This is a genomic window from Phytopseudomonas punonensis (assembly GCF_900142655.1).
GTDB lineage: Bacteria > Pseudomonadota > Gammaproteobacteria > Pseudomonadales > Pseudomonadaceae > Aquipseudomonas > Aquipseudomonas punonensis.
The window spans coordinates 924,568-946,116 of sequence record NZ_FRBQ01000001.1 but is presented as its reverse complement, the minus strand read 5'-3'; the positions used below and the strand labels follow the sequence as shown (position 1 = coordinate 946,116).

Sequence of the window (21,549 nt, the reverse complement as noted above, 5' to 3'; positions counted from 1 at the left end):
ATGACTCTGCGAAAAATCGCAGGGCTTGGAGCCCTTTCGTCCCTGTTTTTCCCTGGCCTGGTCATGGCGCAGGAGAAAACGCTGAATTCCGGTGATACAGCCTGGATGCTGACCGCCACCGCACTGGTGCTGTTCATGACCATTCCAGGCCTGGCGCTGTTCTATGCGGGCATGGTGCGGTCCAAGAACGTCCTGTCGGTAATGATGCAGTGCTTTGCCATCACCGCGCTGATGAGCCTCCTGTGGTTCGCCTACGGCTACAGCCTGGCGTTCGACACCACCGGGATGGAAGCCGGTGTGACTAACTTCAGCTCCTTCGTGGGCGGTTTGGGCAACATGTTCCTCGGTAACCTGACCAAGGAATCGCTGACCTCTGCCTTCCCGGAAAGCGTGTTCATCACCTTCCAGATGACCTTCGCCATCATCACTCCTGCACTGATCGTCGGTGCCTTTGCCGAACGCATGAAGTTCTCGGCGATGCTGGTGTTCATGACCGTCTGGTTCACCCTTGTCTATGCGCCAATCGCGCACATGGTCTGGGGTGGCGACGGTGCCCTGATGTGGGACTGGGGCGTACTGGACTTCGCTGGCGGCACCGTGGTGCACATCAACGCCGGTATCGCTGGTCTGGTGGCGTGCATCGTGCTGGGCAAGCGCAAGGGTTTCCCAAGCGTGGCCATGGCGCCGCACAACCTGGGCTACACCCTGATCGGCGCTGCAATGCTGTGGGTTGGCTGGTTTGGCTTCAACGCCGGCTCCGCTGCTGCCGCTGATCAAACCGCCGGCATGGCCATGCTGGTTACCCAGATCGCCACCGCTGCCGCTGCTCTGGCCTGGATGTTCGCCGAGTGGGTCGCCCACGGTAAGCCAAGCGCACTGGGCATCGCCTCGGGTGTGGTTGCTGGTCTGGTCGCCATTACCCCGGCAGCCGGTACCGTCGGCCCGATGGGCGCGATGATCATCGGTCTGGCTTCGGGCGTGATCTGCTTCTTCTGCGCCACCAGCCTCAAGCGCAAGCTGGGCTACGACGACTCGCTGGACGTGTTCGGTGTCCACGGCGTGGGCGGCATCGTCGGCGCACTGCTGACCGGAGTGTTCGCAGCACCAGCCCTGGGCGGCTTCGGTGAGGTCGAAAACATTGGCCTGCAACTGTGGATCCAGTTCAAGGGCGTAGCGGTCACCGTGATCTACACCGCGGTCGTGACCTTCGTGATCCTCAAGGTCATCGATGTGGTCATGGGGCTGCGCGTCACCGAAGAAGAAGAGTCGGTCGGCCTCGACCTGGCTCAGCACAACGAGCGTGGTTACATCCTGTAAGCACCATGGGCCCGCTGCCGCGCAGCGGGCCTACAGCACACGGAGTGCGTCCGGAGCCAACCCGGGCGCCTCGACCGCATAGCGCACAAACAAGCGCAACGGCCAGAGGTGAATAACATGGACAACACAGCACTGACTGCTCTGCAGTATGGTTTCGATACCTTCTACTTCCTGATTTGCGGCGCCCTCGTCATGTGGATGGCCGCTGGCTTCGCCATGCTCGAAGCGGGCTTGGTACGCACCAAGAACACCACCGAAATTCTCGCCAAAAACGTGGCCCTGTTTGCTATCGCCTGCATCATGTATCTGTTGATCGGCTACTACATCATGTATTCCAGCCCGGAAGGCGGCATTCTGCCGATTTTCGGTTTTCTGATTGGTGACGAACACACCGTCGAGTCGGTACTGGCCGGTGGTGAGGACGCCCCGTATTACGCCGCCCGCTCGGACTTTTTCTTCCAGGTAGTGTTCGCTGCTACCTGCATGTCTATCGTCTCGGGTGCCGTGGCCGAGCGCATGAAACTGTGGTCTTTCATCACCTTCGCGGTGGTCATGACCGCGATCATTTACCCGGTACAAGGTTTCTGGAAATGGGGCGGCGGTTTCCTTGACGCAGCCGGTTTCCTCGACTTCGCCGGCTCCAGTGTCGTGCATATGGCAGGCGCTGCAGCGGCTCTGGCCGGTGTGATTCTGCTCGGTGCGCGTAAAGGAAAATACGGCGCTAACGGTCAGATCAACGCCATTCCAGGCGCCAACTTGCCGCTGGCGACTCTGGGCATGTTCATCCTGTGGATGGGCTGGTTCGGCTTCAACGGTGGCTCGCAGCTGAAGATGAGCACCATCGAGGACGCTAATGCGGTCGCTCAAGTGTTCGTCAATACCAACATGGCCGCTGCCGGTGGCCTGATCGCCGCGCTGATCGTGGCACGCATCCTGTTCGGCAAGGCCGACCTGACCATGGCCATCAACGGCGCGCTGGCCGGCTTGGTATCGATCACTGCCGAGCCTCTGACCCCGACTGCGCTGCAGGCCACCCTGATCGGTGGTGTTGGCGGCGTGCTGGTGGTGTTCGCCATCCTCGGCTTCGACAAGATCAAGATCGATGATCCGGTTGGTGCCATTTCCGTGCACGGCGCCGCCGGCATCTGGGGTACTCTGGCGGTTTGCCTGACCAATGCGGAAGCTAGCCTGGGGGCGCAGCTCCTCGGTATCGCCAGCATCTTCGCCTGGGTCTTCATCGCTAGCCTGATCGTCTGGAGCCTGATCAAGGTAACGGTTGGCCTGCGGGTTTCTGAGGAAGAAGAGTACGAAGGCGTCGATCTGGTCGAGTGCGGGATGGAGGCCTATCCCGAGTTCACCAACAAAAAGTGAGGGTGAGGCGCCTGGCGCCTGACCACCATCAGTAAAAATGATGGCCTACACCGGCAAAGGGCGCTCAGGCGCCCTTTGCTTTTTTGTACGGCGCGCTAGAATGCGCGCGTTGAAAACGAGGGCGACGAGCATGTGGCAGCAACGGCTGATCACCCTGCGTCCACGGGCGCGAGGCTTTCCTGGTGACCGATGAATTGCTGGATGCATTACCGGAACTGGCGAGCTACAGGGTGGGTCTGTTACACCTGTGGCTACAGCATACGTCGGCGTCCTTGACGATCAACGAGAATGCCGACCCAGCGGTGCGCCGCGACTTCGAGCGTTTTTTCCGCCGTCTCGTCCCCGAGGATGCGACTGGTTACGAGCACTGTGACGAAGGCGCGGATGATCTGCCGGCGCACTTCAAGTCGAGCCTGTTGGGCGTTCAGTTACAGCTACCCGTGAGTAATGGGCGATTGGCACTGGGAACCTGGCAGGGGATTTACCTCGGCGAACACCGTGAGCACGGCGGTGCGCGCAGAGTGCTGGCAACCTTGCAAGGTACGGCAAATTGAATTTTTTCCAGGCGTTCGGCAACGTTGGACGACTGGGCTATAACTAACCTGCTTTTCGCAAGTCATGAGGCTGAACATGAGCGACGAAGAACTGGAACAAGACGAGCTGGAAGGCGCAGACGAGGACGACGGCGAGGAGCTGGCGGCCGCTGATGGCGATGTTGCCGATGACGACAGCGAATCCGATAGCCCTGCACCTGCCAAGGGCAAGGCGAAGAAGGCTGTTGAAGTCGAAGAGCTGCCGAGCATAGAAGCCAAGCAGAAGGAGCGCGATGCTCTGGCACGCGCCATGGAAGAATTCTTGTCCCGCGGTGGCAAGGTTCAGGAAGTGGAGCCCAACGTCGTTTCCGATCCGCCCAAGAAGCCTGACAGCAAGTACGGCAGTCGCCCTATCTGACGGGACCGCTGGATTTGAATGCAAAAGCCCGCCTTTCCAGGCGGGCTTTTGCTTTTATGGAGACTGTCTTGTTTAGCGAAATACACCAGCCGATCGAGCTGTCAATGTGGGAGCGGCTTTAGCCGCGAGACTGTCGGTGCCTTCAACATTGATCGCGGGTGAATCCGCTTCCACGAAGTTGTCCATCGAAAGTTTGCCGCTACAGCGCCGTTACGCCGGCTCGACGATCCGGCGAACATCGGTGTCGGAATCAGCCGATTGTGTTTCGCTCAACTCATCTCAAGTCATCGACTCCCAAAGCTGCAGCACCGCCGGCAGCTCGCTCAGGCTGCGGATCTGCGCATCGGCTTGCTTATCGCCAGTCCATTGCTTGCCTTCTGGGTTGAACCACACCGCGCGCCAGCCGGCGGCCTGGGCGCCGGCGATATCGTCGCCAGGGTGGTCGCCGATATGTACTGCCTGCTCGGCACTCATGCCTGAGCGGGCGAGTGCTTCCCGGAATGGCTTGGCGTCAGGTTTGCCGACGCCCAATTCCTCGGCACAGAGAATGAAATTGAAGTAGTCCGCCAGCCCGAGGCGGCGCACATCGGCGTTGCCGTTGGTGATCACGCCCAGGCTGTACCCGTTCGCCAGCAGCTCCAGCGTGTTGACCGTGTCGCTGAAAAAGGTGATGGCGTGGCGTGCCTCGAGCATCGCCTGGAAGGCGCCTTCGGCCAGTTGTGCGGCTTCTTCAGGGTCGTGGCCAACACTTTCCAGTGCATGGCGCAGAGTGCGTCGGCGCAGCTCGCTAAGGCGGTACTTCAGGTCTGGCTCGGCCTCCAGCAGGCGGCCGCGAACCTGGCTCAGATGATCCACCGGCTGGCTTGCCAGGCGTGGTGCGTGGACGCTGATCCAGTCGCGCATCGCGGTTTCGGCACCGAGAATTACCGGGCGGTTGTCCCACAAGGTGTCGTCGAGATCGAAGGTGATCAGGCGGATGCTCATGAGTCCTGTTCCTTGCGGCGCTTGGCCCTTGGGTGAGCGCTGTCGTAGACCTTGCTCAGGTGCTGGAAGTCCAGATGGGTGTAGACCTGCGTGGTGGCGATATCGGCATGTCCCAGCAGCTCCTGTACCGCACGTAGATCCTGGGACGACTCGAGCATATGGCTGGCGAACGAGTGGCGCAGCATGTGCGGATGGATGTGCTGGCCCAGCTCGCTGACACCCGCCTGGCGTACCCGCAGCTGCACGGCGCGGGCGCCGATGGGGCGGCCCCGACGGCTGATGAACACCGCGCCATCTTCCGGGTTGGCCAATGCGCGCAGCGGCAGCCATTGTTCCAAGGCTTCGCGGGCCTTGCTGCCAACCGGCAGCTCGCGCACCTTGCTGCCCTTGCCGAGCACGCGCACCAGACCAGCCGGTAGGTCGAGGCCATCCAGGTTCAGCGCGACCAGCTCCGACAAACGCAGCCCCGAGGAGTAGAACAGTTCAAGCATGGCGTGATCGCGGCGGGAGATGAAATCGTCTTCCTGCGCGCCATCGAGCAATTGGCTGGCGCGGTCGACGTCCAGCACCTTGGGCAGCTTGCGTTCACCCTTGGGTGGCGTCAGGCCGCTGGCTGGATCATGTTTGCAGTGGCCTTCGCGGATTAGGTAGCGATACAGGCCGCGTGTGGCCGAGAGCAGGCGCGCCAGGCTGCGCGCCGATTGGCCTTCCTTGTGCAGCTGCGCGACCTGTCGGCGCAGGCGGGAAATATCCAGCGCGGCCCAGTCGGCAAGAGCTTCTTTCTCGCAATAGGCGAGCAGCTTGCTGAGGTCGCGGCGATAGCCATCCAGCGTGTGGGCAGACACCTGCCGTTCGCTACGCAGGTGTTCGAGGTAGGCATCTAGCTGGGCGGCGAGCATGACGTTGAAAGCTCCCTGGTATGAGTTCAGCGCGTTGCCTGTTTCACCAGAGCGCTGCGCCCTATGGAGGGCGCTTTACCTGACCGAACGCAGCGGAGCGGAGAAGCGTGGCAGCACGCGCGACAGCACTTCGGCGATGTAGCCGAGGAACAACGTGCCCAGCGAGCTCTTGTAATGCTGCGAATCGGCACTGCCAATGGCCAGTACGCCGTGCAGGCCCTGATAGGAGAGGCCAACCACCGCAGCAGAACCGACTTCCGAGCCAGCTTCGCCGAACAGGAATTTCATCTCGTGCTCGCGCAGTACGCCGCAGATGGTCTTGCCGCCTGCCAGCAGGCCGCCGATGGCTTGGTGGGCTTCGGCGCTGCTAACACTGCGGCCGACCGGCAGCGGTGTGTCGCTGAACAGGATCAAGCCCACGAACGGCACCTGAAACTCGCGGCGCAGGCTGTCTTCCACGCAGCTGACCACTTCTTCAAGGCTGCTGGCGTCCATCAGGTCGAGGATCAGCCGGCGGGTCTTGTCGAACAGGCGGTCGTTGTCGCGGGCCACATCCATCAGGTGCGACAGGCGCTGGCGCATCTCGATGTTGCGCTCGCGCAGCAGTTTGACCTGGCGCTCGACCAGCGACACGGTGTCGCCGCGCTGATGCGGAATACGCAGCTCGGGAATCAGCTCGTCGTGGTCGATAAAGAACTCGGGATGCAGGCGCAGGTAGGCGGCGACTGTTTCCGAGTCCAGTGGCTTGGGCGAATCCTGCTGGTCAGTCATAGGCGAACCTGTCCTTCGTACACGCGCACGGCGGGGCCGGTCATCATAACGGGCTGGCCGGGGCCTGCCCATTCGATGCTCAGCTTGCCACCTGGCAGCTCCAGTTGTACGGGCGAGTCCATCCAGCCCTGGCGGATAGCCGCGACGGCCGCGGCGCAGGCACCGGTGCCGCAGGCCTGGGTTTCCCCAGCGCCACGTTCCCAGACACGCAGGCGTGCGCGCTGGCGGTCGATGACCTGCAGAAAACCGACGTTCACCCGCTGCGGGAAGCGCGGATGATGCTCCAGCTTCGCGCCCAGTTCATGCACCGGTGCGCTGTCGACATCATCGACGCGCAGCACGGCATGGGGATTGCCCATGGAGACGGTAGCCAGCTGATGGCTGTTGCCATCGACTTCGACGGCGTAGCTCAGCGCTTCAGCGTCAGCCTGGAACGGGATCTGCTCCGGGGCCAGGCGCGGTGCGCCCATGTCCACGGTGATCAGCCCGTCGGCGCGAACGTTGAGCTCGATGATGCCGCCCTTGGTTTCCACGCGGATGTTCTTCTTCACCGTCAGGCGCTTGTCCAGCACGAAGCGGGCGAAGCAGCGTGCGCCGTTGCCGCACTGTTCCACTTCGCTGCCATCGGAATTGAAGATGCGGTAACGGAAATCCACGTCCGGGTTATGCGGTGGCTCGACCAGCAGCAACTGATCGAAGCCCACGCCGGTGTGGCGGTCGCCCCACTGCTTGGCGTGCTTGGGCTGGATGTGCGCATGCTGGCTGACCAGGTCGAGGACCATGAAGTCGTTGCCCAGGCCATGCATCTTGGTGAATCGCAATAACATGGGCATCACTCCGGCAGGCGGCTTTCGCCCGCGAAGAGTTCGTCCAGGGTTTCGCGGCGACGCACTTCGTAAGCCTGCTCGCCGTCCACCATCACCTCGGCGGCGCGGCCGCGAGTGTTGTAGTTGGAACTCATCACGAAGCCGTAGGCACCGGCCGAGCGCACGGCCAGCAGGTCGCCTTCTTCGAGCACCAGCTGACGATCCTTGGCCAGGAAGTCGCCGGTTTCGCAGATAGGGCCGACCAGGTCGTAATTGCGCGCTTCGCCTTCACGGGGCTGCACGGCCGAGACTTCCATCCAGGCCTGATAAAGGGCCGGGCGGATCAGGTCGTTCATCGCCGCATCGATGATGGCGAAGTCCTTGTGTTCGGTGTGCTTGAGGTATTCCACCTGAGTCAGTAGCACGCCGCCATTGGCGACGATGAAACGACCCGGCTCGAACACCAGGGACAGGTCACGGCCTGCCAGACGCTTGCGCACGGCGGCGATGTATTCGCCGACCTGCGGTGGCTGCTCGTCGCGGTACTGCACGCCGAGGCCGCCGCCCAGATCCAGGTGCTTGATGACGATGCTGCGCGCGGCCAGCTTGTCGACCAGTAGCAGCAGGCGGTCCAGGGCATCGAGGAAGGGTTCCAGCGTGGTCAGCTGCGAGCCGATATGGCAATCGACGCCTATCACTTCGATGTTCGGCAGCTCGGCGGCGCGGGCGTAGACCGCCTCGGCCTGCTCGATGTCGATACCGAACTTGTTTTCCTTGAGGCCGGTGGAAATGTACGGGTGAGTACCGGCATCCACGTCCGGGTTAACGCGCAGAGAGACGGGCGCCTTGACGTCCATCTCGGCAGCGACCTTCTGCAGGCGCTCCAGCTCGACGCCCGATTCGACGTTGAAGCAATGCACGCCGACTTCCAGGGCGCGGCGCATGTCGTCGCGACTCTTGCCGACGCCAGAGAACACGATGCGGTTAGGCTCGCCACCAGCGGCCAACACGCGCTCCAGCTCACCGCTGGAAACGATATCGAAGCCCGCGCCGAGGCGAGCCAGCACGTTCAGCACGCCCAGGTTGGAGTTGGCCTTGACCGCATAGCAGACCAGGTGCGGCATGCCGGCCAGCGCGTCGGCGTAGGCGCGGTACTGCGCCTCGATGTGCGCGCGCGAGTAGACATAGGTGGGCGTACCGAAGCGCTGGGCAATGGCAGACAACGCCACACCTTCCGCGAACAGCGAGCCGTCGCGGTATTCGAAGGTGTTCATGGGCGGCCCTTATTTGTTGTGGTCGTGCGACGAGCCGGACTGGTTATCATCTGGCAGGTACAGCGGGCCTTTCTGGCCGCAGCCGCTAAGCAGGGTGGAGACGGCGACGAGCGCGATGAGGGCAGTGAGCAGCCGCTTCATGGTCAAATCCTTGTAATAAAGCATAATTGCCCCCGAGTATACCGACCCCCCGGCATGTTGCCTATGCGCTGGGGTTCCCGTCCGGCGGGGCTTTTGCCAGGGCATAATGGCCTGCGTTGCAGGGTAGTACGGTCGTTTCTTTTACGTTCTGATGTTGCAGAATCTTTTTATTGAGGTAAGTGCGATGAGTTTGACCGAAGCCCGTTTCCACGACCTGGTCGATGCCGTGCAGCAGGCGGTGGAAGACATCTTCGACGACAGCGATCTGGATCTCGATCTGGAAAACTCCGCTGGCGTGCTGACGGTGCGCTTCGAAAACGGTTCGCAGCTGATTTTCAGCCGTCAGCCGGCATTGCGTCAGCTGTGGCTGGCGGCCCGTTCCGGTGGGTTCCACTTCGATTACGACGAAGACAACGGGCGCTGGATCTGCGACACCAGCGACGAGTTGCTGAGCGAGATGCTCGACCGCATCGTCGCCGAGCAGGCGGGCGCCAACCTTGAGTTCGATGAAATCTGACGAGGTTGGCGCTGAGCCGGGCAAGCCTGTCGCGTCGCCCTGTCGGCGGCGTTGCTGCCTGAACGAGGCTGAGCGCTGCCTGGGTTGTGGCCGTCTGCTGGCGGAAATCCTCGAATGGGGCAGTGCCAGCGATGAGCGCCGCCGGGTGATTTGCAGCCTGGCCGAAGAGCGTCTGGCGCTCGGCTGACCCTGCCCTTGTTTATTTGGGTAGCTGTGTTACGGTCAGCCTAACTTCCGCACAAAACCCCGTCGTCTCGATGGGGTTTTTGCTTTTTTAGCGCCCCGCAAAGGAGATATGCCCGCACCATGGCCAGTACACCGTCCATCACCATTACCCGCCTCGATCTGCAGCGCCTTGAGCAGTTGCTCGACAGCCTCGATGAGTTCGGCCCGACCGCCGAAGCCTTGCAAGCCGAGCTGGACCGCGCCGAAGTAGTCGGCCACGATCAGGTGCCGGCCGGTGTGGTGACCATGAATTCTCGTGTGCATTGCCGTGAAGAAAGCAGCGGCAAGGACTATCACCTGACCCTGGTCTACCCGCAGGACGCCGGTGGCGAAGGCAAGGTGTCGATCCTCGCGCCCGTGGGCACCGCGCTGCTTGGCTTGAGCGTCGGTCAGCATATCGACTGGCCAATGCCAGGCGGCAAGCAGCTCAAGCTGACGCTGCTGGCAGTCGAATACCAGCCCGAAGCAGCAGGCGAATACGCCCGCTAAGGCTGTTTGCTGTAACTGGTTCGGCGCTCTGCCGAGCCAGTCTTCTGTAATCCGGGTCACGCGCTTTGGCCCGCAGCCTTGCACCGGGCAGTATGTTTACAGCGTACGCAGAGCGCTGTTCAGCGCCTCCTCAAGGCTGGCTTTGTAGCGCAGGTAATGCACCACCGAAGGCTGCCGTTCGCCGAGCAGCGCGGACAGATCCAGATCGGTGATGTAGCAGGGGTAGGGCTGCTCTTCGCTGCGCTGGGCGAGGATGTGCCTGGCCACGCTGGCGAACAGATTTTCGCCGTACTCAAGCTCCGAAAACTCCCGATGATTGCAGAACAGACTGATGTAGGCGCGTGCGCCGCTACCCGGCTCGACGATGGCCTGCACGTCATAGAACGGCTGGCTCACATCGCTTAGCGGCGCCGGGCGCGGCTCCACGTGTTGCGCCCGTAACGGTGCGGCGGGCACCAGCTGGTAGTAGGCGATCTCCAGCGTTGGCTGCGGGTTTTCCAGCGCCTGTGCGGTTTCACGGCGGTAAAGCATGGCTTGCAGAAAACGGTGCAGCGGCGTTAGCAGGCTGGTTTCATTGTGAAATGCGGCCTGGGTTCGCCAGACCGCACCGCGCTCGTCCAGCACTGTGATCTGCGCCAGACTGTCTGCGTCGTTCAGGCGATAGAACACCTGCACGCAGGCTGGCTGGCCCGTCTCCAGAATCAGCGCCAGGTCCTCGCCTTCCAGGGCGTTGCGGTCGAGGCGCAGCGGGCTGTATTCGGCGCGATCTTGAGCCAGGTGTTCGAGCAGTGCTGGCAGATCGTCCAGGGTTGTGTGGCGGATGTTGCCCGGTAGCAGGTCGACCAGGTGGTAGCGACGAGCGATCTGCAGCAGATAGCGCTGTTGCTCACCGCTGTCGAGGTAGCCGGTCAGCTCGCTAAATAGGCTTTCGACGCGTTCGGCGATGGTCACGGCGCGGTTGCGGCAATAGCAGGACACTTGCAGGTTGGCGCGCTCGCCACGGGCAGATCGGGCATTGAGCACATCGCTCAGGCAATCGAGCAGCGCGGTCGGCCCCTCATAGCGCTCGACCAGCAGTTCGTTCCAGCTGTTGAGGGTGATGCGGTCGAGGGTCCGTACCAGATTGTCACGCACCCCCGAATAACCCAATGGGTCGGTGCGCTCGCTGGTCATGTGCACGTTCATCTGGCTGTGTTGCTTGAGCGGATCGAGGCCGACGTTGATCAGCAGCAGTTCCTCGGTTGGCCGGCGTGGGCGTGCCAGGGCCGCCTCGGTCAAGCTTGCCAGTGGCATCGGCAGAGCTTGCGCCAGGCAGCCTAGCAATTGGCTGAGTTCGAACTCGCTGAGGTCGCTTTCACCCGGGTGCAGCGACAAGTGCGTGCCGCTGTCGATCACACCGTTGCGGTGGCTCCAGGCAAGCAGTTCGATCAGGCTGCGCGACTGGCGCAGTGGCGCGAAGTCCTGCCATTCCTGTGCGCCGAGGCTGCCGTTGTACAGTGCCCAGCGCTCACCTCTGGGCGCGGGGTTATGCACCAGCGTCAGGGTGTCCTCGCCCAGATCCGGGGCGATGCCCGGGTTGATGAATTCCACCTTGCCGGCGCGCCGCTCGAAGGCGGCATACAGGCGCCTGCCGAGCACGGCCATGTCGCGTGTGCCCGCAGCCGCGCCTTCAGGGCGGCTGCGGGCGAACATCGACAGGAAGCGGTAGCTGTAGTTGAGTTCATTGACTAACACTTGGCGTTCGGCCGTCACCTGGCGGACTTTCCACTGGCTGCGGCTATCGAGCATGATCAGCTGGCGCTGATCCCAGCCCCATTCGCCCGTCAGCTGTTCCAGCAGCAGGCGTTGCCAGCTCTTTTCCCTATTGCGCGGCGGCTTGCTGATCTTCTTGTTGACCTTCAGGTACAGGCAGCGGCGTATCAGCTCGAGGCGCTCGGTCTCGCCGCGCGCCTGCAGGTATTCCTCCAGCCGGCGGTAGATCAGTACGTAAGGGTCCAGCTCGTCGAGATCGAGCAGGCCGTTGTAGACCGATTGCTTGAAACGCAGCGACAGGCAGTGCACCTGAGGATGCTCGCTGGCGTACACCTCGGTGAGCAGCAGCTTGAGCGCCGATTTGTACGGTGACTCGATGCCCTTGAACAGCTGCCACATGCCAGCGCCGAGAAACTCACCAGCCGGTACGTGGGCCAGGTGGCCGAAGTCGATCACGTCCTCGGCGCGGATGAAACGCTTGCTCAGCAAGGTCTCGGTAACGTGCTCGTAGCGATGCTCATCTATGGCCGGCACCAACCACCAGAGCGGCGTGCGACCAGCGAGCCAGATGGCGGTGCGATAGAACTCGTCGAGCAGCAGGAAGTGCTGGGTGGTACCGCAGTCGTCCGAGGTGAGCCGCGCTTCGCGGTCGCCGCTGCGAAAGCGCTCGGGATCGATAAGGAAAAAGTGTGCTTCGGTTCCCTGGCTGGCCGCCCAGCTCTGCAGCAGGTCGCACTTGCGGCGAAGGGCGTTGCGGGCATCGTTGTCCAGCTCGCTGGCATGGCAGACCCACAAATCCATGTCGCTCTGTTCGGCCTGAGCCACGGTGCCCAGGCTGCCCATCAGAAACAGGCCGTGGATCGGCGTTGGCGCCGGCGCACGGGCCGGCTTGTAGGCGAACGAACGAGTCAGACGCTGGGCTTCGGCGAGCAGCTCGGCGCTCGGCTCGAAGCCGGCCAGGCCAGCAGGCGTCAGCGCCGAGACATAGCCGGGCAGCAGTGGGTGATTGACGTGAAACAGCAGCGGCAGCAGCGTCAGCACCCGCTGCTGGCGGCTCGACAGGGCCTGCATGGCGCGCTGCCGGCGGCCGTGATTTATACGCAGGAAGCGTGCACGCAGCTGCGTCAGCACCTTGCGGTCGATGCCGTCATCGATATCGGGTCGCAGCGGGAGGTGGCGCGTCATGCTCGGGCTCGGCCGGGTGATGAGCAAGCCTACAGGCGCGCAGTGCCTACTCGCAATGGCCGCAGGGAGGGGCCTGCCGCGTTAGGCGGCAGGCGCATTCAGGTGGTCAGCTTGCCCGTGCAGTGGTGAGGATGGTGCGCAGCCCTTGGGCGTGTTCGGCTGCTTCGTGACCCAGTCGGGTCAAGTAGCCGCCGTCGGGTAGGGTGATCAAGCCTTTGTCATGCAGGCGTCCGGCAGCGGCGACTGCGGAGGATGCGGCATCGTGGTGGATTTTCAGGCCCTCCTGGCCGTTGCCCAGATTGAACAGCAAAAGAATTTCCAGTTCGGCGACCAGATCGGCGTTAAAGACCATGGTGACTCCTGCCTATTGTTGTGGTGCACGGCGTAGGCCGCGGGTTGCGGATCTTGCCCGCAGGCGAAGTGTAGTCAAGCGGGTGACACTTCGCTGGAGCATGCTGCCAGCGATCAAGAATGGCCTGATAACGACCATCCTTGCGTAGCTTGCGGATGCCCTGCTCGAAGCGCGTCATCACTGTATCAGCGCCGGGCAGCTTGCGAGAAAAACTCAGGTAGAGCGTGGGGCTGTCGAGAATTTCCAGTGGCACGAACTGCCCCTGCAGCTCGGGCTTTTCGCGAAACAGCGCTTGTGCCGTACCGCGGTAGGCGGCGACGAAGTCGACCCGCTCATGCTGCAGCATCAGGAAACCGCTGAGATCGCGGCGCACGGGTACGCGAATGACCTGCGGATCATTGTCCAGGCGTGCGCCGTACTCATAGCCGATGGTCACGGCCACCTTGCGACCGGCAAGGCTCTGTGGGCTACTGGCCTGTGGTGCGTCACTGCGGCGGGCCCAAAGCAGGATGTCATCGCTGAACAGCGGCTCCTGAGGAATCAGGAAGGCTTCGTCGACGCGCTGATCGGGGGCTGTATTGAAGCAGGCGGCCAGCCGCCCTTCCTGGGTCATCTGCATGCAGCGCGAATAGGGATACGGTACCAGTTCGATGGGGATGCCGCTGGCGGCGAACGCGGCCTCAACGATATCGACCGACATGCCCTGAATCTTGCCGTCGCGATAGGCCGTGTAGGGGTACCAATCGTCCTCGGCGCCAATACGCAGCACCTCCTGGCCTAAGGCCAGGGCGCTGGTGGCAAGCAGCAGTGCGAGGCACAGGCTGGCAGTTGTGGAGTGGCGCATCCGTAAGCTCATCCACGGGGAGTTCGAGCAACCTTACCAGCGCGCCGGGCAAGGCAGAAGATGGCGTGCTGCCGCTACCGGCTCAGTTGTTGTCGTCTGGCAGCGTTGGTAGGGCGCGCAGCAGTCGCTCGTAACGTTCAGCATCGAACGGGCGATCCTCACGCAGCATTCTATCCACTTCATTGGCGAGCACCATGGCCATCATCTGCACGCTTTCTTCGCGCTCGTGGCCGACCAGCGTCAACTTGTTCAGCACCGCCTGAGCGAATGCTGGCTCGCCGGACTCCAGCTGGTTCTCGATGGCCTGAACTAGAGTGTTTTCGGTGAACTCGTCGTCGTTTTCGTCAGCAGCGCTCATGTAGGCAGATCCAGTGAATGCAGGGAAAAGAGTCCCCAGTTTAGACAGGGCGGTTGGCCGCTGACCACGCGAAATGCACTTGTCTCAGGATGTTCCCGCAATATGGGAGTATATTTCTCATATTGAGAATTGAGCCATGGCCGACTAGAGTCCGTTGTCTGGAGAATCCCATGCTCGAACAATCCGACAATCAGGCGCCGGCTGGCGCCCAGGCACTGTTTCGCGGCCTCGCGGTCATCGAAGCCGTGGCTCAGGGCGCCCGTAGCCTCGCCGACATTAGCGCTGCCATCGGCTGCACACGCAGCACCACTCACCGGCTGATCGCAGCATTGGTGCAGGCGGGCTATTTGCGTGCATTGGGCGGCAACAGTGGCGGCTACCAATTGGGCCCGCGGCTGATCGAGCTCGGTTACAAGGCTCGTGCGCAAATGCCGCTGGCAAAGCTGGCGCATCCGCACCTCGAGCGGCTCTCGCACGCCACACAGGACACCGTGCACCTGGGCGTTCGCGAAGCCGGTGATGTGCTGTACATCGAGAAGTTGCCAGGCAGTCGCGGCCTGGAAATGCGCTCGCGAATAGGCCTGCGCATGCCGCTGGCGATGACCGGTATCGGCAAGTCGCTGATGCTCGATCTGCAGGAAGCCGAATGGCTGGCGCTGTATCAGCAAGGCCGCCAGCAGCGTGCAGCGCAGCGCGAAACTGCTGACGTGCCGTCCTGGGAGGTTTTCCGCGATCGAATGCGCGACTATGCCAGCGGTGGCTTCAGCCTCGACTTGGAAGATAACGAGCTGGGCATTCGCTGTGTCGCCGCACCGATACGCGATGCTGGTGGGCAGATCGTCGCGGCCTTGAGCGTCGCCAGCGCCGTGCCCTATATGCCTGAAGCCCGCTTGTATGAGCTACGCCCTGAAGTGATCGCCTGTGCGGCTGTCATTTCTGCCGAGCTGGGCTGGCGACCCTGATGATCGAATTCTCAGTTGCTGCTTATCCCGTTTCCATCACGCCCGAGGAGGGCCTGTAATGTCCGATTCCTATCTGCGCGAGCTGCCACTGATCGCCATCCTGCGTGGCGTCACGCCCCAGGAAATCGTTCCGATTGGCCTGGCGCTTTATCAGGCCGGCTTCCGGATAATCGAGATTCCTCTGAACTCACCGCAGCCGCTGCAAAGCATCAAGCTGCTGGCCGCCGAGCTGAGCGACCGAGCATTGATCGGTGCTGGTACGGTGCTCAGTGTTCAGCAGGTCGAAGACGTGGCGCAGGCTGGTGGCCGGCTGATCGTCTCGCCGAACTGCAATGCGCAGGTGATTCAGGCGAGCCGCAAGCTGGGGCTGTTCAGTGCGCCGGGTGTGGCAACGCCAAGCGAAGGTTTTGCGGCTTTGGCGGCTGGGGCTCAGGTACTCAAGCTGTTTCCGGCCGAGCAGTTCAGCCCGCAGATCGTCAAAGCATGGCGCGCAGTGTTCGCGAAGGACATCGCGCTGTTGCCGGTGGGCGGCATCACGCCGACCAACATGGCGCCCTATATGGATGCTGGCGCCAGTGGCTTCGGGCTGGGTTCGGCATTGTACAAACCTGGCATGAGCGCCAGTGAAGTGGGCGATAACGCGGCGGCCTTCGTTGCTGCCTGGCAGGCAATCCAGCGCTGAGTCACTTCGTGCCAGTGTGGATCGCCACGCTGGCACGTCTGGGTCACTCGCGGCTGGCGATTTTCTGCAGATTCTCGTGAATCTTGAACAGCACGATCATCAGCTCGCACCAGATACGCGCACCGATGGCGCCGCCGATCAGCGTGCCGAGGCCACCGATGAAGCTGCCGTAGGCGCCGAACATCATCGTCAGGCCACTCACGGTCACGCTGAGCAGCAGCAACCAGTAGACGAAGGTGATGATTTTCGGGGTGAGCATCGCGTCGAAGAAGAACAGGTTCTTCATGGGGTAACTCCATTCCGTGGGTTGGCAAATCTCCGGCAGCTGGCGCCGCCAGGCGTATCCCGATCTGTCGGGCGGGCGCAGATTAGCAGCCGTTCGAGGCTGCGGCCAGTTGTCCGAAATGCCGCTGGCGGCACCTGGCAAATGTCGCTAGCGTGTGGCGTCTGGCCGACAGCCCGGCCCGCCTATCAGAGGAAACGTATCCATGCTCAGGCTCCATGGCTTCGGCGTCAGCAACTATTACAACATGGTCAAACTCGCCCTGCTGGAAAAGGGCCTGCCCTTTGAGGAAGTGCAAGTTTTTACCTCCCGCGATGAGGCGTTCCTGGCAATCAGCCCGCGCGGCAAGGTGCCGGTGCTGCAGTGCGAGCAGGGCTATATCAGCGAGACGTCGGCGATTCTCGAGTACCTCGAGGCGCTGGGGCAGGGGCCGGCACTGCTGCCCAGTGGCGCCTACGAGCAGGCGCGGGTGCGTGAACTGGCCAAGCATATCGAGCTGTATATCGAGCTGCCGGCCCGGGCCTGCTACGCCCAGGCGTTCTTCGGCCAGCAGGTCGATCCGGCGATTCAGGCCAAGAGCCGTGAGGAGTTGTTAGCGGGTATCGATTCGCTCAAGCGCCTGGGCAGGTTCTCGCCCTATGTGGCGGGCGATAGCCTGAGCCTGGCCGACCTGTATTTCCTGTACAGCCTCGATCTTGCCGCGGCCGTGGCGCACAAGGTGTTCGCCATCGACCTGCTGGGGGATTTCCCGAAAGCCCAAGCACTGCTCGGGCGCTTCGCCGAGAACCCCAATGTGCAGCGCATCGCGGCCGACAAGGACGCGCTGATGGGGCCGTTCCTGGCCCACATGAAGGCGCGCTTCGGCAACTGATCAGCCGGCGGCGAAGCTCGTCAGTGCTTCGCCGGTCAGACGATAGCCGATCCACTCGTTCTGCGGCTTGGCGCCGATGGAATCGTAGAACTCGATGGCCGGGGTGTTCCAGTCCAGTACTGACCACTCGAAGCGCCCGCAACCACGCGCCACTGCCAGCTTGGCCAGGTGGCGTAGCAGCGCCTTGCCGGCACCGACGCCGCGCTGCTGCGGGGTGACGTACAGGTCTTCCAGGTACAGGCCGTGCTTGCCGAGCCAGGTCGAGTAGTTGAAGAAATACACTGCATAACCAATGGGCTCGCCACTCAGCTCGCAGATCAGGCCGTGAGCCGTGCTGCTCTCACCGAACAGGCTGCTTTCGATGCCGGCGACATCGGTCTTCACCTCATGCTCGGCCTTCTCGTAGATGGCCAGGTCGGTGATGAAGCGCAGAATCAGGGCAGCGTCTTCGCGTACGGCAGGGCGGATGTTCAGGGTCATTGCAATCATTCCGAAAGAAAGGGTGTTAACGAGGCGGCAGGCTGGCCAGGAAGGCCTCTACTGCCTGGCGTGAGTTCAGGCGAACATACTGGCAGCCTGCGGGCGTGTTGCGCATTTCCTCGCTGTAGCGCTGCCGGTATATCGGGTGACGCGTCCACGACCAAGCGAGGATGGATTGCCCCGGGTTGAGCCTGAACAGATTGCTCCAGCGCTCGCGATTGCCATTCCACAGCTCTTCACGGGTGCCAAGGCGTCGCAGGGTGCGCCACAGCACTTGGCGCATCACTGTGTAGCGTGGCAGGTCAAGCCAGATGACCATGTCCGAACGCTCGCGCACCAGCGGGCGCACGGCGGAATAATTGCCTTCCGCGATCCAGCCGTCACCGTGCAGCGCTTCACGCGTTGCCTGCTGAAATTGTTCGGTGGGTAACGGTTGCCAATTGGGCTGATGAAACAGCGCGTCCAGCTCGACATGGCGATAGCCGAGGCGTTGGGCCAGGCGGCGCGACAAGGTGCTCTTGCCGGCGCCTGAGCAGCCGACCACCGAAATCCGGCGGCCGGGCGTGATCATCGTGTAGCCAGCAGATTCTTGCCGCGAGCTACCGCCGCACGCACCTGATTGGGCGCGGTACCGCCGATATGATCACGGGCGTTCACCGAACCTTCGAGGGTCAGTACGGCAAACACGTCCTGCTCGATCTGGTCGCTGAACTGGCGCAGTTCTTCCAGGCTCATTTCGGCCAGGTCTTTGCCGCTGTCGACGCCGTATTTCACGGCATGGCCGACGATTTCGTGGCAATCGCGGAACGGGAGGCCTTTGCGCACCAGGTAGTCGGCCAGATCCGTAGCGGTGGAGAAACCACGCAGCGCCGCTTCACGCATGATCGCGTGCTTGGGCTTGATGGCGGGGATCATGTCGGCAAAGGCTCGCAGCGAGTCACGCAGCGTATCGGCGGCGTCGAATAGCGGCTCCTTGTCTTCCTGGTTGTCCTTGTTGTAAGCCAATGGCTGGCCTTTCATCAGGGTCAGCAGGCCGGTCAGGGCGCCGAATACGCGGCCGGTCTTGCCACGTACCAGTTCGGGTACATCGGGGTTCTTTTTCTGCGGCATGATCGAGGAACCGGTGCAGAAACGATCGGGCAGATCGATGAACTGGAACTGTGCGCTGGTCCACAGCACCAGCTCTTCGGAAAAGCGCGACAGGTGCATCATGGCGATGGACGCGGCGGCGCAGAATTCGATGGCGAAGTCGCGATCCGACACACCGTCCAGCGAGTTGCCGCCCACGGCGTCGAAGCCCAGCAGTTCGGCGGTGATTTCCCGCTGAATCGGGTAGGTGGTGCCGGCCAGTGCGGCGCTGCCCAATGGCATGCGGTTGGTGCGCTTGCGGCAGTCGACCAGGCGCTCGTAGTCGCGCGACAGCATTTCGAACCAGGCCAGCAGATGGTGGCCGAAGGTCACCGGCTGGGCGGTCTGCAGGTGGGTGAAGCCGGGCATGATGGTCTCGGCCTCACGCTCGGCCTGCTCCAGCAGGCCCTGTTGCAGGCGGGTGATCTCGGCGAGGATCAGGTCGATCTCGTCACGCAGCCAGAGGCGGATGTCGGTGGCCACCTGATCGTTGCGCGAGCGGCCGGTGTGCAGCTTCTTGCCGGTCACGCCGATGCGGTCGGTCAGGCGCGCTTCGATGTTCATGTGCACGTCTTCGAGATCAACACGCCAATCGAACTGGCCGGCTTCGATTTCGCTCTGTATCTGCTTGAGGCCGTCGATGATCGAGTCGCGCTCGGCGTCGCTCAGCACGCCAACCTTGGCCAGCATGGTGGCGTGGGCGATGGAGCCCATGATGTCGTGGCGGTACAGGCGCTTGTCGAATTCCACCGAGGCGGTGAAGCGGGCGACGAAGGCGTCGACGGGCTCGCTGAAGCGGCCGCCCCAGGACTGATTGGTTTTTTCTTGGCTCATGAATGTGGCTCGACTGTAGGCGTGTTCGGACGGATCAAAGACTGCCCGTCATGGCGGAAAAGTGTGCCGATGATAACAGACCCGGCACCGCACGCAGCGGCCCGTGCGAGTGTCGTGTGGGTCACATTTTCACCCTTCGCTATGGTTTTACGCGGCTTATTTCGCCCTCCCGCCATGGCCTCTCTTGCCGGTTGCGCAGCGCCCGTCGAAACTGCAGCGATGAACGCCAATCGCAACACCTCGCCCCCTGCTGCGCCGAACGACTTTTTCGTGCCCGAGCTGTGTCAGCCAGAAGCGCTGCTCAGCACCGTGTTGCTCGCCGAGCTGCTGGTGTTGGTGCTGGTGCTTGCCGAGCCGATGCTGCCTGGTTTTGACTGGGTGCGCCTGGCGCTGACCTCGCTGTTCGTGCAATGGATCGTGCTGTTGTCTTCGGCGCTGCTGTGTCGTCTGCGGCCGCTGCTGGCGCGGCTGCGCGCAATGTGGGCTGGCGCGGCTTGCTGCGCCCTGGTGGTGGGGCTCACGCTGAGCTGCACGGCGGTGGCCGACTATTACGATCTCGGTGGGCCGCTGCCCCATGAGGGTGAGGTGAATCTATACCTGCGTCATGCGCTGATCAGCCTGATCATGTCAGCATTGCTGCTGCGCTATTTCTATCTGCAGAGCCAGTGGCGGCGCCAGGAACAGGCCGAGCTGCGTGCGCGTATCGAATCGTTGCAGGCACGCATCCGCCCGCATTTCCTTTTCAACAGTTTGAACAGCATCGCAAGCCTAGTTGTCACAGATTCTGCCAGGGCGGAACAGGCAGTGCTGGATCTGTCCGACCTGTTCCGGGCAAGCCTGGCCAAGCCCGGTAGCCTCGTCAGCTGGAGCGAGGAACTGGAACTGGCACAGCGGTACTTGTCGATCGAGCAATATCGGCTTGGCGAACGGCTACAGTTGCAGTGGGAGGTTGACGATGTTCCCGCTGACTTGCCGATTCCCCAGCTGACTCTGCAGCCTTTGCTGGAGAACGCTCTGATCTACGGTATCCAGCCACGTATCGAAGGGGGACTGGTGCAGATTTCAGCCACATACAACGATGGTGTATTCCATCTTAGCGTCTGCAATCCCTACGAGGAGGGCAGTACGCCCATGGCCTCGCGCGGTACTCACCAGGCGTTGGCTAATATCGATGCGCGGCTTGCGGCACTTTTCGGCCCGCAGGCCAATCTGAGTGTGGAGCGCCGCGATGGCCTTCACTACACCCGTCTACGCTACCCATGTGCAAGACCCATGCAGGAAGCCAGATCATTATGAATGTCTTGATCGTTGATGACGAACCCCTTGCCCGAGAGCGCCTGAGCCGAATGGTGTCTGCGCTGGACGGCTATCGTGTGGTCGAGCCCTCTGCGAGCAATGGCGAAGAGGCCTTGGCGTTGGTTGAAAGCCTCAAGCCCGACGTGGTGCTGCTCGATATCCGCATGCCCGGCCTCGATGGTTTGCAGGCTGCTGCCAGGCTCTGCGAGCGCGAAGCGCCGCCAGCGGTGATTTTCTGCACCGCCCATGATGAATTTGCAGTCGAGGCGTTTCAGGTCAGTGCGGTTGGCTATCTGGTCAAGCCCGTGCGCCCCGAGCATCTTGAAGATGCCTTGAAAAAAGCCGAACGCCTCAATCGTGTGCAGTTGGCTGCACTGACTCGGCCGGCTGCCGAGAGCGGTGTAGGCCCGCGTAGCCATATCAGCGCGCGAACTCGCAAAGGCATCGAACTTATCCCGCTGGATGATGTGATCTATTTCATCGCCGACCACAAATACGTGACCCTGCGCCACGATGGCGGCGAGGTATTGCTCGACGAGCCGCTCAAGGCGCTGGAAGACGAGTTCGGTGATCGCTTCGTGCGCATTCACCGCAACGCGCTGGTGGCTCGCGAGCGTATCGAGCGCCTACAGCGCACGCCTCTCGGCCACTTCCAGCTCTATCTGCGAGGGCTCAACGGCGAGGCGCTGGTGGTCAGCCGCCGCCATGTCGCAGGTGTGCGCAAGTTGATGAACCAGATATGACAGGCAGCCGCGAGTAGGGCGAAGGGTCGCATCC

General features: G+C 62.3%; 25 protein-coding genes and 1 pseudogene. 12 read left to right on the top strand and 14 right to left on the bottom strand.

The genetic code is table 11. From position 1 onward, the window contains the following. The 4 genes and pseudogenes from BUC40_RS04295 to sutA all read left to right on the top strand — a co-directional run bounded on the left by BUC40_RS04295 (position 1) and on the right by sutA (position 3,639). Positions 1-1,317, top strand: a complete 1,317-nt coding sequence (locus tag BUC40_RS04295; protein ID WP_073262936.1) for an ammonium transporter — start codon at positions 1-3, stop codon at positions 1,315-1,317. A 117-nt stretch (positions 1,318-1,434) separates the two neighbouring features. Beyond that, entirely contained in the window at positions 1,435-2,688 is a 1,254-nt protein-coding gene (locus tag BUC40_RS04290; protein WP_073262934.1) for an ammonium transporter, read from the top strand. A 130-nt stretch (positions 2,689-2,818) separates the two neighbouring features. Then, a pseudogene (locus BUC40_RS04285) lies at positions 2,819-3,242 on the top strand (secondary thiamine-phosphate synthase enzyme YjbQ). 76 nt (positions 3,243-3,318) lie between these two features. Next, complete coding sequence (gene sutA, locus BUC40_RS04280; protein ID WP_073262932.1) at positions 3,319-3,639, top strand: transcriptional regulator SutA; 321 nt, start codon at positions 3,319-3,321, stop codon at positions 3,637-3,639. Between the two features lie 279 nt (positions 3,640-3,918). Here sutA and BUC40_RS04275 read toward each other — a convergent pair whose 3' ends face one another. The 6 genes from BUC40_RS04275 to lptM form a co-directional block, all read right to left on the bottom strand. Next, on the bottom strand, positions 3,919-4,623 hold the full coding sequence (locus BUC40_RS04275; protein ID WP_073262930.1) for an HAD family hydrolase: 705 nt from the start codon (positions 4,621-4,623) through the stop codon (positions 3,919-3,921). Further along, positions 4,620-5,522 (bottom strand): tyrosine recombinase XerC, encoded by a 903-nt coding sequence (xerC, locus tag BUC40_RS04270; RefSeq protein ID WP_073262928.1) that lies wholly within the window; start codon positions 5,520-5,522, stop codon positions 4,620-4,622. Before xerC ends, BUC40_RS04275 begins: the two co-directional genes overlap by 4 nt. Positions 5,523-5,597: 75 nt before the next feature. Further along, a complete protein-coding gene (locus tag BUC40_RS04265; RefSeq protein WP_073262926.1) occupies positions 5,598-6,293 on the bottom strand; it encodes a DUF484 family protein in 696 nt (231 codons plus the stop codon). Further along, positions 6,290-7,120 (bottom strand): diaminopimelate epimerase, encoded by an 831-nt coding sequence (gene dapF, locus BUC40_RS04260; protein WP_073262924.1) that lies wholly within the window; start codon positions 7,118-7,120, stop codon positions 6,290-6,292. The genes BUC40_RS04265 and dapF overlap by 4 nt, the downstream gene beginning before the upstream one ends. 5 nt (positions 7,121-7,125) lie before the next feature. Then, positions 7,126-8,373: a diaminopimelate decarboxylase gene (gene lysA, locus BUC40_RS04255; RefSeq protein ID WP_073262922.1), complete on the bottom strand. Its 1,248-nt coding sequence runs from the start codon at positions 8,371-8,373 to the stop codon at positions 7,126-7,128. A 9-nt stretch (positions 8,374-8,382) separates the two neighbouring features. Then, positions 8,383-8,514, bottom strand: a complete 132-nt coding sequence (gene lptM, locus BUC40_RS04250) for an LPS translocon maturation chaperone LptM (RefSeq protein WP_073262920.1) — start codon at positions 8,512-8,514, stop codon at positions 8,383-8,385. A gap of 184 nt (positions 8,515-8,698) precedes the next feature. On the opposite strand from lptM, the gene cyaY reads away from it, so the two are divergent. The 3 genes from cyaY (at position 8,699) to rnk (ending at position 9,745) form a co-directional block, all read left to right on the top strand. Next, entirely contained in the window at positions 8,699-9,031 is a 333-nt protein-coding gene (gene cyaY, locus BUC40_RS04245) for an iron donor protein CyaY (protein WP_073262918.1), read from the top strand. Beyond that, entirely contained in the window at positions 9,021-9,218 is a 198-nt protein-coding gene (locus tag BUC40_RS04240) for a DUF1289 domain-containing protein (protein WP_073262916.1), read from the top strand. The genes cyaY and BUC40_RS04240 overlap by 11 nt, the downstream gene beginning before the upstream one ends. 119 nt (positions 9,219-9,337) lie before the next feature. Further along, positions 9,338-9,745, top strand: a complete 408-nt coding sequence (rnk, locus tag BUC40_RS04235) for a nucleoside diphosphate kinase regulator (RefSeq protein WP_073262914.1) — start codon at positions 9,338-9,340, stop codon at positions 9,743-9,745. A 96-nt stretch (positions 9,746-9,841) separates the two neighbouring features. Here rnk and BUC40_RS04230 read toward each other — a convergent pair whose 3' ends face one another. From BUC40_RS04230 to BUC40_RS04215, 4 genes are all read right to left on the bottom strand, one after another. Further along, positions 9,842-12,682, bottom strand: coding sequence for a class I adenylate cyclase (locus BUC40_RS04230; protein WP_073262912.1), 2,841 nt, complete (start codon positions 12,680-12,682; stop codon positions 9,842-9,844). 106 nt (positions 12,683-12,788) lie between these two features. Then, positions 12,789-13,034, bottom strand: a complete 246-nt coding sequence (locus tag BUC40_RS04225; RefSeq protein ID WP_073262910.1) for a TIGR02647 family protein — start codon at positions 13,032-13,034, stop codon at positions 12,789-12,791. Then, positions 13,024-13,878, bottom strand: a complete 855-nt coding sequence (locus BUC40_RS04220; protein ID WP_073262908.1) for a substrate-binding periplasmic protein — start codon at positions 13,876-13,878, stop codon at positions 13,024-13,026. The genes BUC40_RS04225 and BUC40_RS04220 overlap by 11 nt, the downstream gene beginning before the upstream one ends. A gap of 82 nt (positions 13,879-13,960) precedes the next feature. Then, positions 13,961-14,236, bottom strand: a complete 276-nt coding sequence (locus BUC40_RS04215) for a hypothetical protein (RefSeq protein WP_073262906.1) — start codon at positions 14,234-14,236, stop codon at positions 13,961-13,963. A 170-nt stretch (positions 14,237-14,406) separates the two neighbouring features. Here BUC40_RS04215 and BUC40_RS04210 point away from each other — a divergent pair, with 170 nt between their 5' ends. Together BUC40_RS04210 and BUC40_RS04205 are read left to right on the top strand one after the other, a co-directional pair. After that, positions 14,407-15,198 carry an IclR family transcriptional regulator gene (locus BUC40_RS04210; protein WP_073262904.1) on the top strand — a complete coding sequence of 264 codons (792 nt, stop codon included), beginning with the start codon at positions 14,407-14,409 and terminating at the stop codon, positions 15,196-15,198. Between the two features lie 58 nt (positions 15,199-15,256). After that, positions 15,257-15,880 (top strand): 2-dehydro-3-deoxy-6-phosphogalactonate aldolase, encoded by a 624-nt coding sequence (locus BUC40_RS04205; RefSeq protein WP_073262902.1) that lies wholly within the window; start codon positions 15,257-15,259, stop codon positions 15,878-15,880. A gap of 43 nt (positions 15,881-15,923) precedes the next feature. On the opposite strand, the gene BUC40_RS04200 is transcribed toward BUC40_RS04205, so the two are convergent. Further along, positions 15,924-16,166, bottom strand: a complete 243-nt coding sequence (locus BUC40_RS04200; RefSeq protein WP_073262900.1) for a DUF4282 domain-containing protein — start codon at positions 16,164-16,166, stop codon at positions 15,924-15,926. Between the two features lie 202 nt (positions 16,167-16,368). On the opposite strand from BUC40_RS04200, the gene BUC40_RS04195 reads away from it, so the two are divergent. Next, the gene (locus tag BUC40_RS04195) at positions 16,369-17,034 is read left to right on the top strand and encodes a glutathione S-transferase family protein (protein ID WP_073262898.1); all 666 of its coding nucleotides are present in this window, start codon (positions 16,369-16,371) and stop codon (positions 17,032-17,034) included. Here the strand turns inward: BUC40_RS04195 and BUC40_RS04190 are convergent, their stop codons facing one another. From BUC40_RS04190 to argH, 3 genes are read right to left on the bottom strand one after another with little or no spacing between them, the layout of a single operon-like run. Continuing rightward, positions 17,035-17,514: a GNAT family N-acetyltransferase gene (locus tag BUC40_RS04190; RefSeq protein ID WP_073262896.1), complete on the bottom strand. Its 480-nt coding sequence runs from the start codon at positions 17,512-17,514 to the stop codon at positions 17,035-17,037. It lies immediately after the preceding gene. A gap of 25 nt (positions 17,515-17,539) precedes the next feature. Beyond that, positions 17,540-18,085 carry an AAA family ATPase gene (locus tag BUC40_RS04185; protein ID WP_073262894.1) on the bottom strand — a complete coding sequence of 182 codons (546 nt, stop codon included), beginning with the start codon at positions 18,083-18,085 and terminating at the stop codon, positions 17,540-17,542. After that, positions 18,082-19,476 (bottom strand): argininosuccinate lyase, encoded by a 1,395-nt coding sequence (gene argH, locus BUC40_RS04180; protein WP_073262892.1) that lies wholly within the window; start codon positions 19,474-19,476, stop codon positions 18,082-18,084. The genes BUC40_RS04185 and argH overlap by 4 nt, the downstream gene beginning before the upstream one ends. Before the next feature lie 219 nt (positions 19,477-19,695). Between argH and BUC40_RS04175 the strand changes: the two genes are divergently transcribed. Together BUC40_RS04175 and BUC40_RS04170 are read left to right on the top strand one after the other, a co-directional pair. Next, positions 19,696-20,772: a sensor histidine kinase gene (locus tag BUC40_RS04175; protein ID WP_073262890.1), complete on the top strand. Its 1,077-nt coding sequence runs from the start codon at positions 19,696-19,698 to the stop codon at positions 20,770-20,772. Further along, positions 20,769-21,515, top strand: a complete 747-nt coding sequence (locus tag BUC40_RS04170; RefSeq protein WP_073262888.1) for a LytR/AlgR family response regulator transcription factor — start codon at positions 20,769-20,771, stop codon at positions 21,513-21,515. The genes BUC40_RS04175 and BUC40_RS04170 overlap by 4 nt, the downstream gene beginning before the upstream one ends. Positions 21,516-21,549 lie beyond the last annotated feature (34 nt).

Bases quoted from the DNA above. Each gene is read 5' to 3' on its own strand.
- BUC40_RS04295 (WP_073262936.1), top strand. From the start codon at position 1: ATGACTCTGCGAAAAATCGCAGGGCTTGGAGCCCTTTCGTCCCTGTTT.
- BUC40_RS04290 (WP_073262934.1), top strand. From the start codon at position 1,435: ATGGACAACACAGCACTGACTGCTCTGCAGTATGGTTTCGATACCTTC.
- sutA (WP_073262932.1), top strand. From the start codon at position 3,319: ATGAGCGACGAAGAACTGGAACAAGACGAGCTGGAAGGCGCAGACGAG.
- BUC40_RS04275 (WP_073262930.1), bottom strand. From the start codon at position 4,623: ATGAGCATCCGCCTGATCACCTTCGATCTCGACGACACCTTGTGGGAC.
- xerC (WP_073262928.1), bottom strand. From the start codon at position 5,522: ATGCTCGCCGCCCAGCTAGATGCCTACCTCGAACACCTGCGTAGCGAA.
- BUC40_RS04265 (WP_073262926.1), bottom strand. From the start codon at position 6,293: ATGACTGACCAGCAGGATTCGCCCAAGCCACTGGACTCGGAAACAGTC.
- dapF (WP_073262924.1), bottom strand. From the start codon at position 7,120: ATGTTATTGCGATTCACCAAGATGCATGGCCTGGGCAACGACTTCATG.
- lysA (WP_073262922.1), bottom strand. From the start codon at position 8,373: ATGAACACCTTCGAATACCGCGACGGCTCGCTGTTCGCGGAAGGTGTG.
- lptM (WP_073262920.1), bottom strand. From the start codon at position 8,514: ATGAAGCGGCTGCTCACTGCCCTCATCGCGCTCGTCGCCGTCTCCACC.
- cyaY (WP_073262918.1), top strand. From the start codon at position 8,699: ATGAGTTTGACCGAAGCCCGTTTCCACGACCTGGTCGATGCCGTGCAG.
- BUC40_RS04240 (WP_073262916.1), top strand. From the start codon at position 9,021: ATGAAATCTGACGAGGTTGGCGCTGAGCCGGGCAAGCCTGTCGCGTCG.
- rnk (WP_073262914.1), top strand. From the start codon at position 9,338: ATGGCCAGTACACCGTCCATCACCATTACCCGCCTCGATCTGCAGCGC.
- BUC40_RS04230 (WP_073262912.1), bottom strand. From the start codon at position 12,682: ATGACGCGCCACCTCCCGCTGCGACCCGATATCGATGACGGCATCGAC.
- BUC40_RS04225 (WP_073262910.1), bottom strand. From the start codon at position 13,034: ATGGTCTTTAACGCCGATCTGGTCGCCGAACTGGAAATTCTTTTGCTG.
- BUC40_RS04220 (WP_073262908.1), bottom strand. From the start codon at position 13,878: ATGCGCCACTCCACAACTGCCAGCCTGTGCCTCGCACTGCTGCTTGCC.
- BUC40_RS04215 (WP_073262906.1), bottom strand. From the start codon at position 14,236: ATGAGCGCTGCTGACGAAAACGACGACGAGTTCACCGAAAACACTCTA.
- BUC40_RS04210 (WP_073262904.1), top strand. From the start codon at position 14,407: ATGCTCGAACAATCCGACAATCAGGCGCCGGCTGGCGCCCAGGCACTG.
- BUC40_RS04205 (WP_073262902.1), top strand. From the start codon at position 15,257: ATGTCCGATTCCTATCTGCGCGAGCTGCCACTGATCGCCATCCTGCGT.
- BUC40_RS04200 (WP_073262900.1), bottom strand. From the start codon at position 16,166: ATGAAGAACCTGTTCTTCTTCGACGCGATGCTCACCCCGAAAATCATC.
- BUC40_RS04195 (WP_073262898.1), top strand. From the start codon at position 16,369: ATGCTCAGGCTCCATGGCTTCGGCGTCAGCAACTATTACAACATGGTC.
- BUC40_RS04190 (WP_073262896.1), bottom strand. From the start codon at position 17,514: ATGACCCTGAACATCCGCCCTGCCGTACGCGAAGACGCTGCCCTGATT.
- BUC40_RS04185 (WP_073262894.1), bottom strand. From the start codon at position 18,085: ATGATCACGCCCGGCCGCCGGATTTCGGTGGTCGGCTGCTCAGGCGCC.
- argH (WP_073262892.1), bottom strand. From the start codon at position 19,476: ATGAGCCAAGAAAAAACCAATCAGTCCTGGGGCGGCCGCTTCAGCGAG.
- BUC40_RS04175 (WP_073262890.1), top strand. From the start codon at position 19,696: ATGAACGCCAATCGCAACACCTCGCCCCCTGCTGCGCCGAACGACTTT.
- BUC40_RS04170 (WP_073262888.1), top strand. From the start codon at position 20,769: ATGAATGTCTTGATCGTTGATGACGAACCCCTTGCCCGAGAGCGCCTG.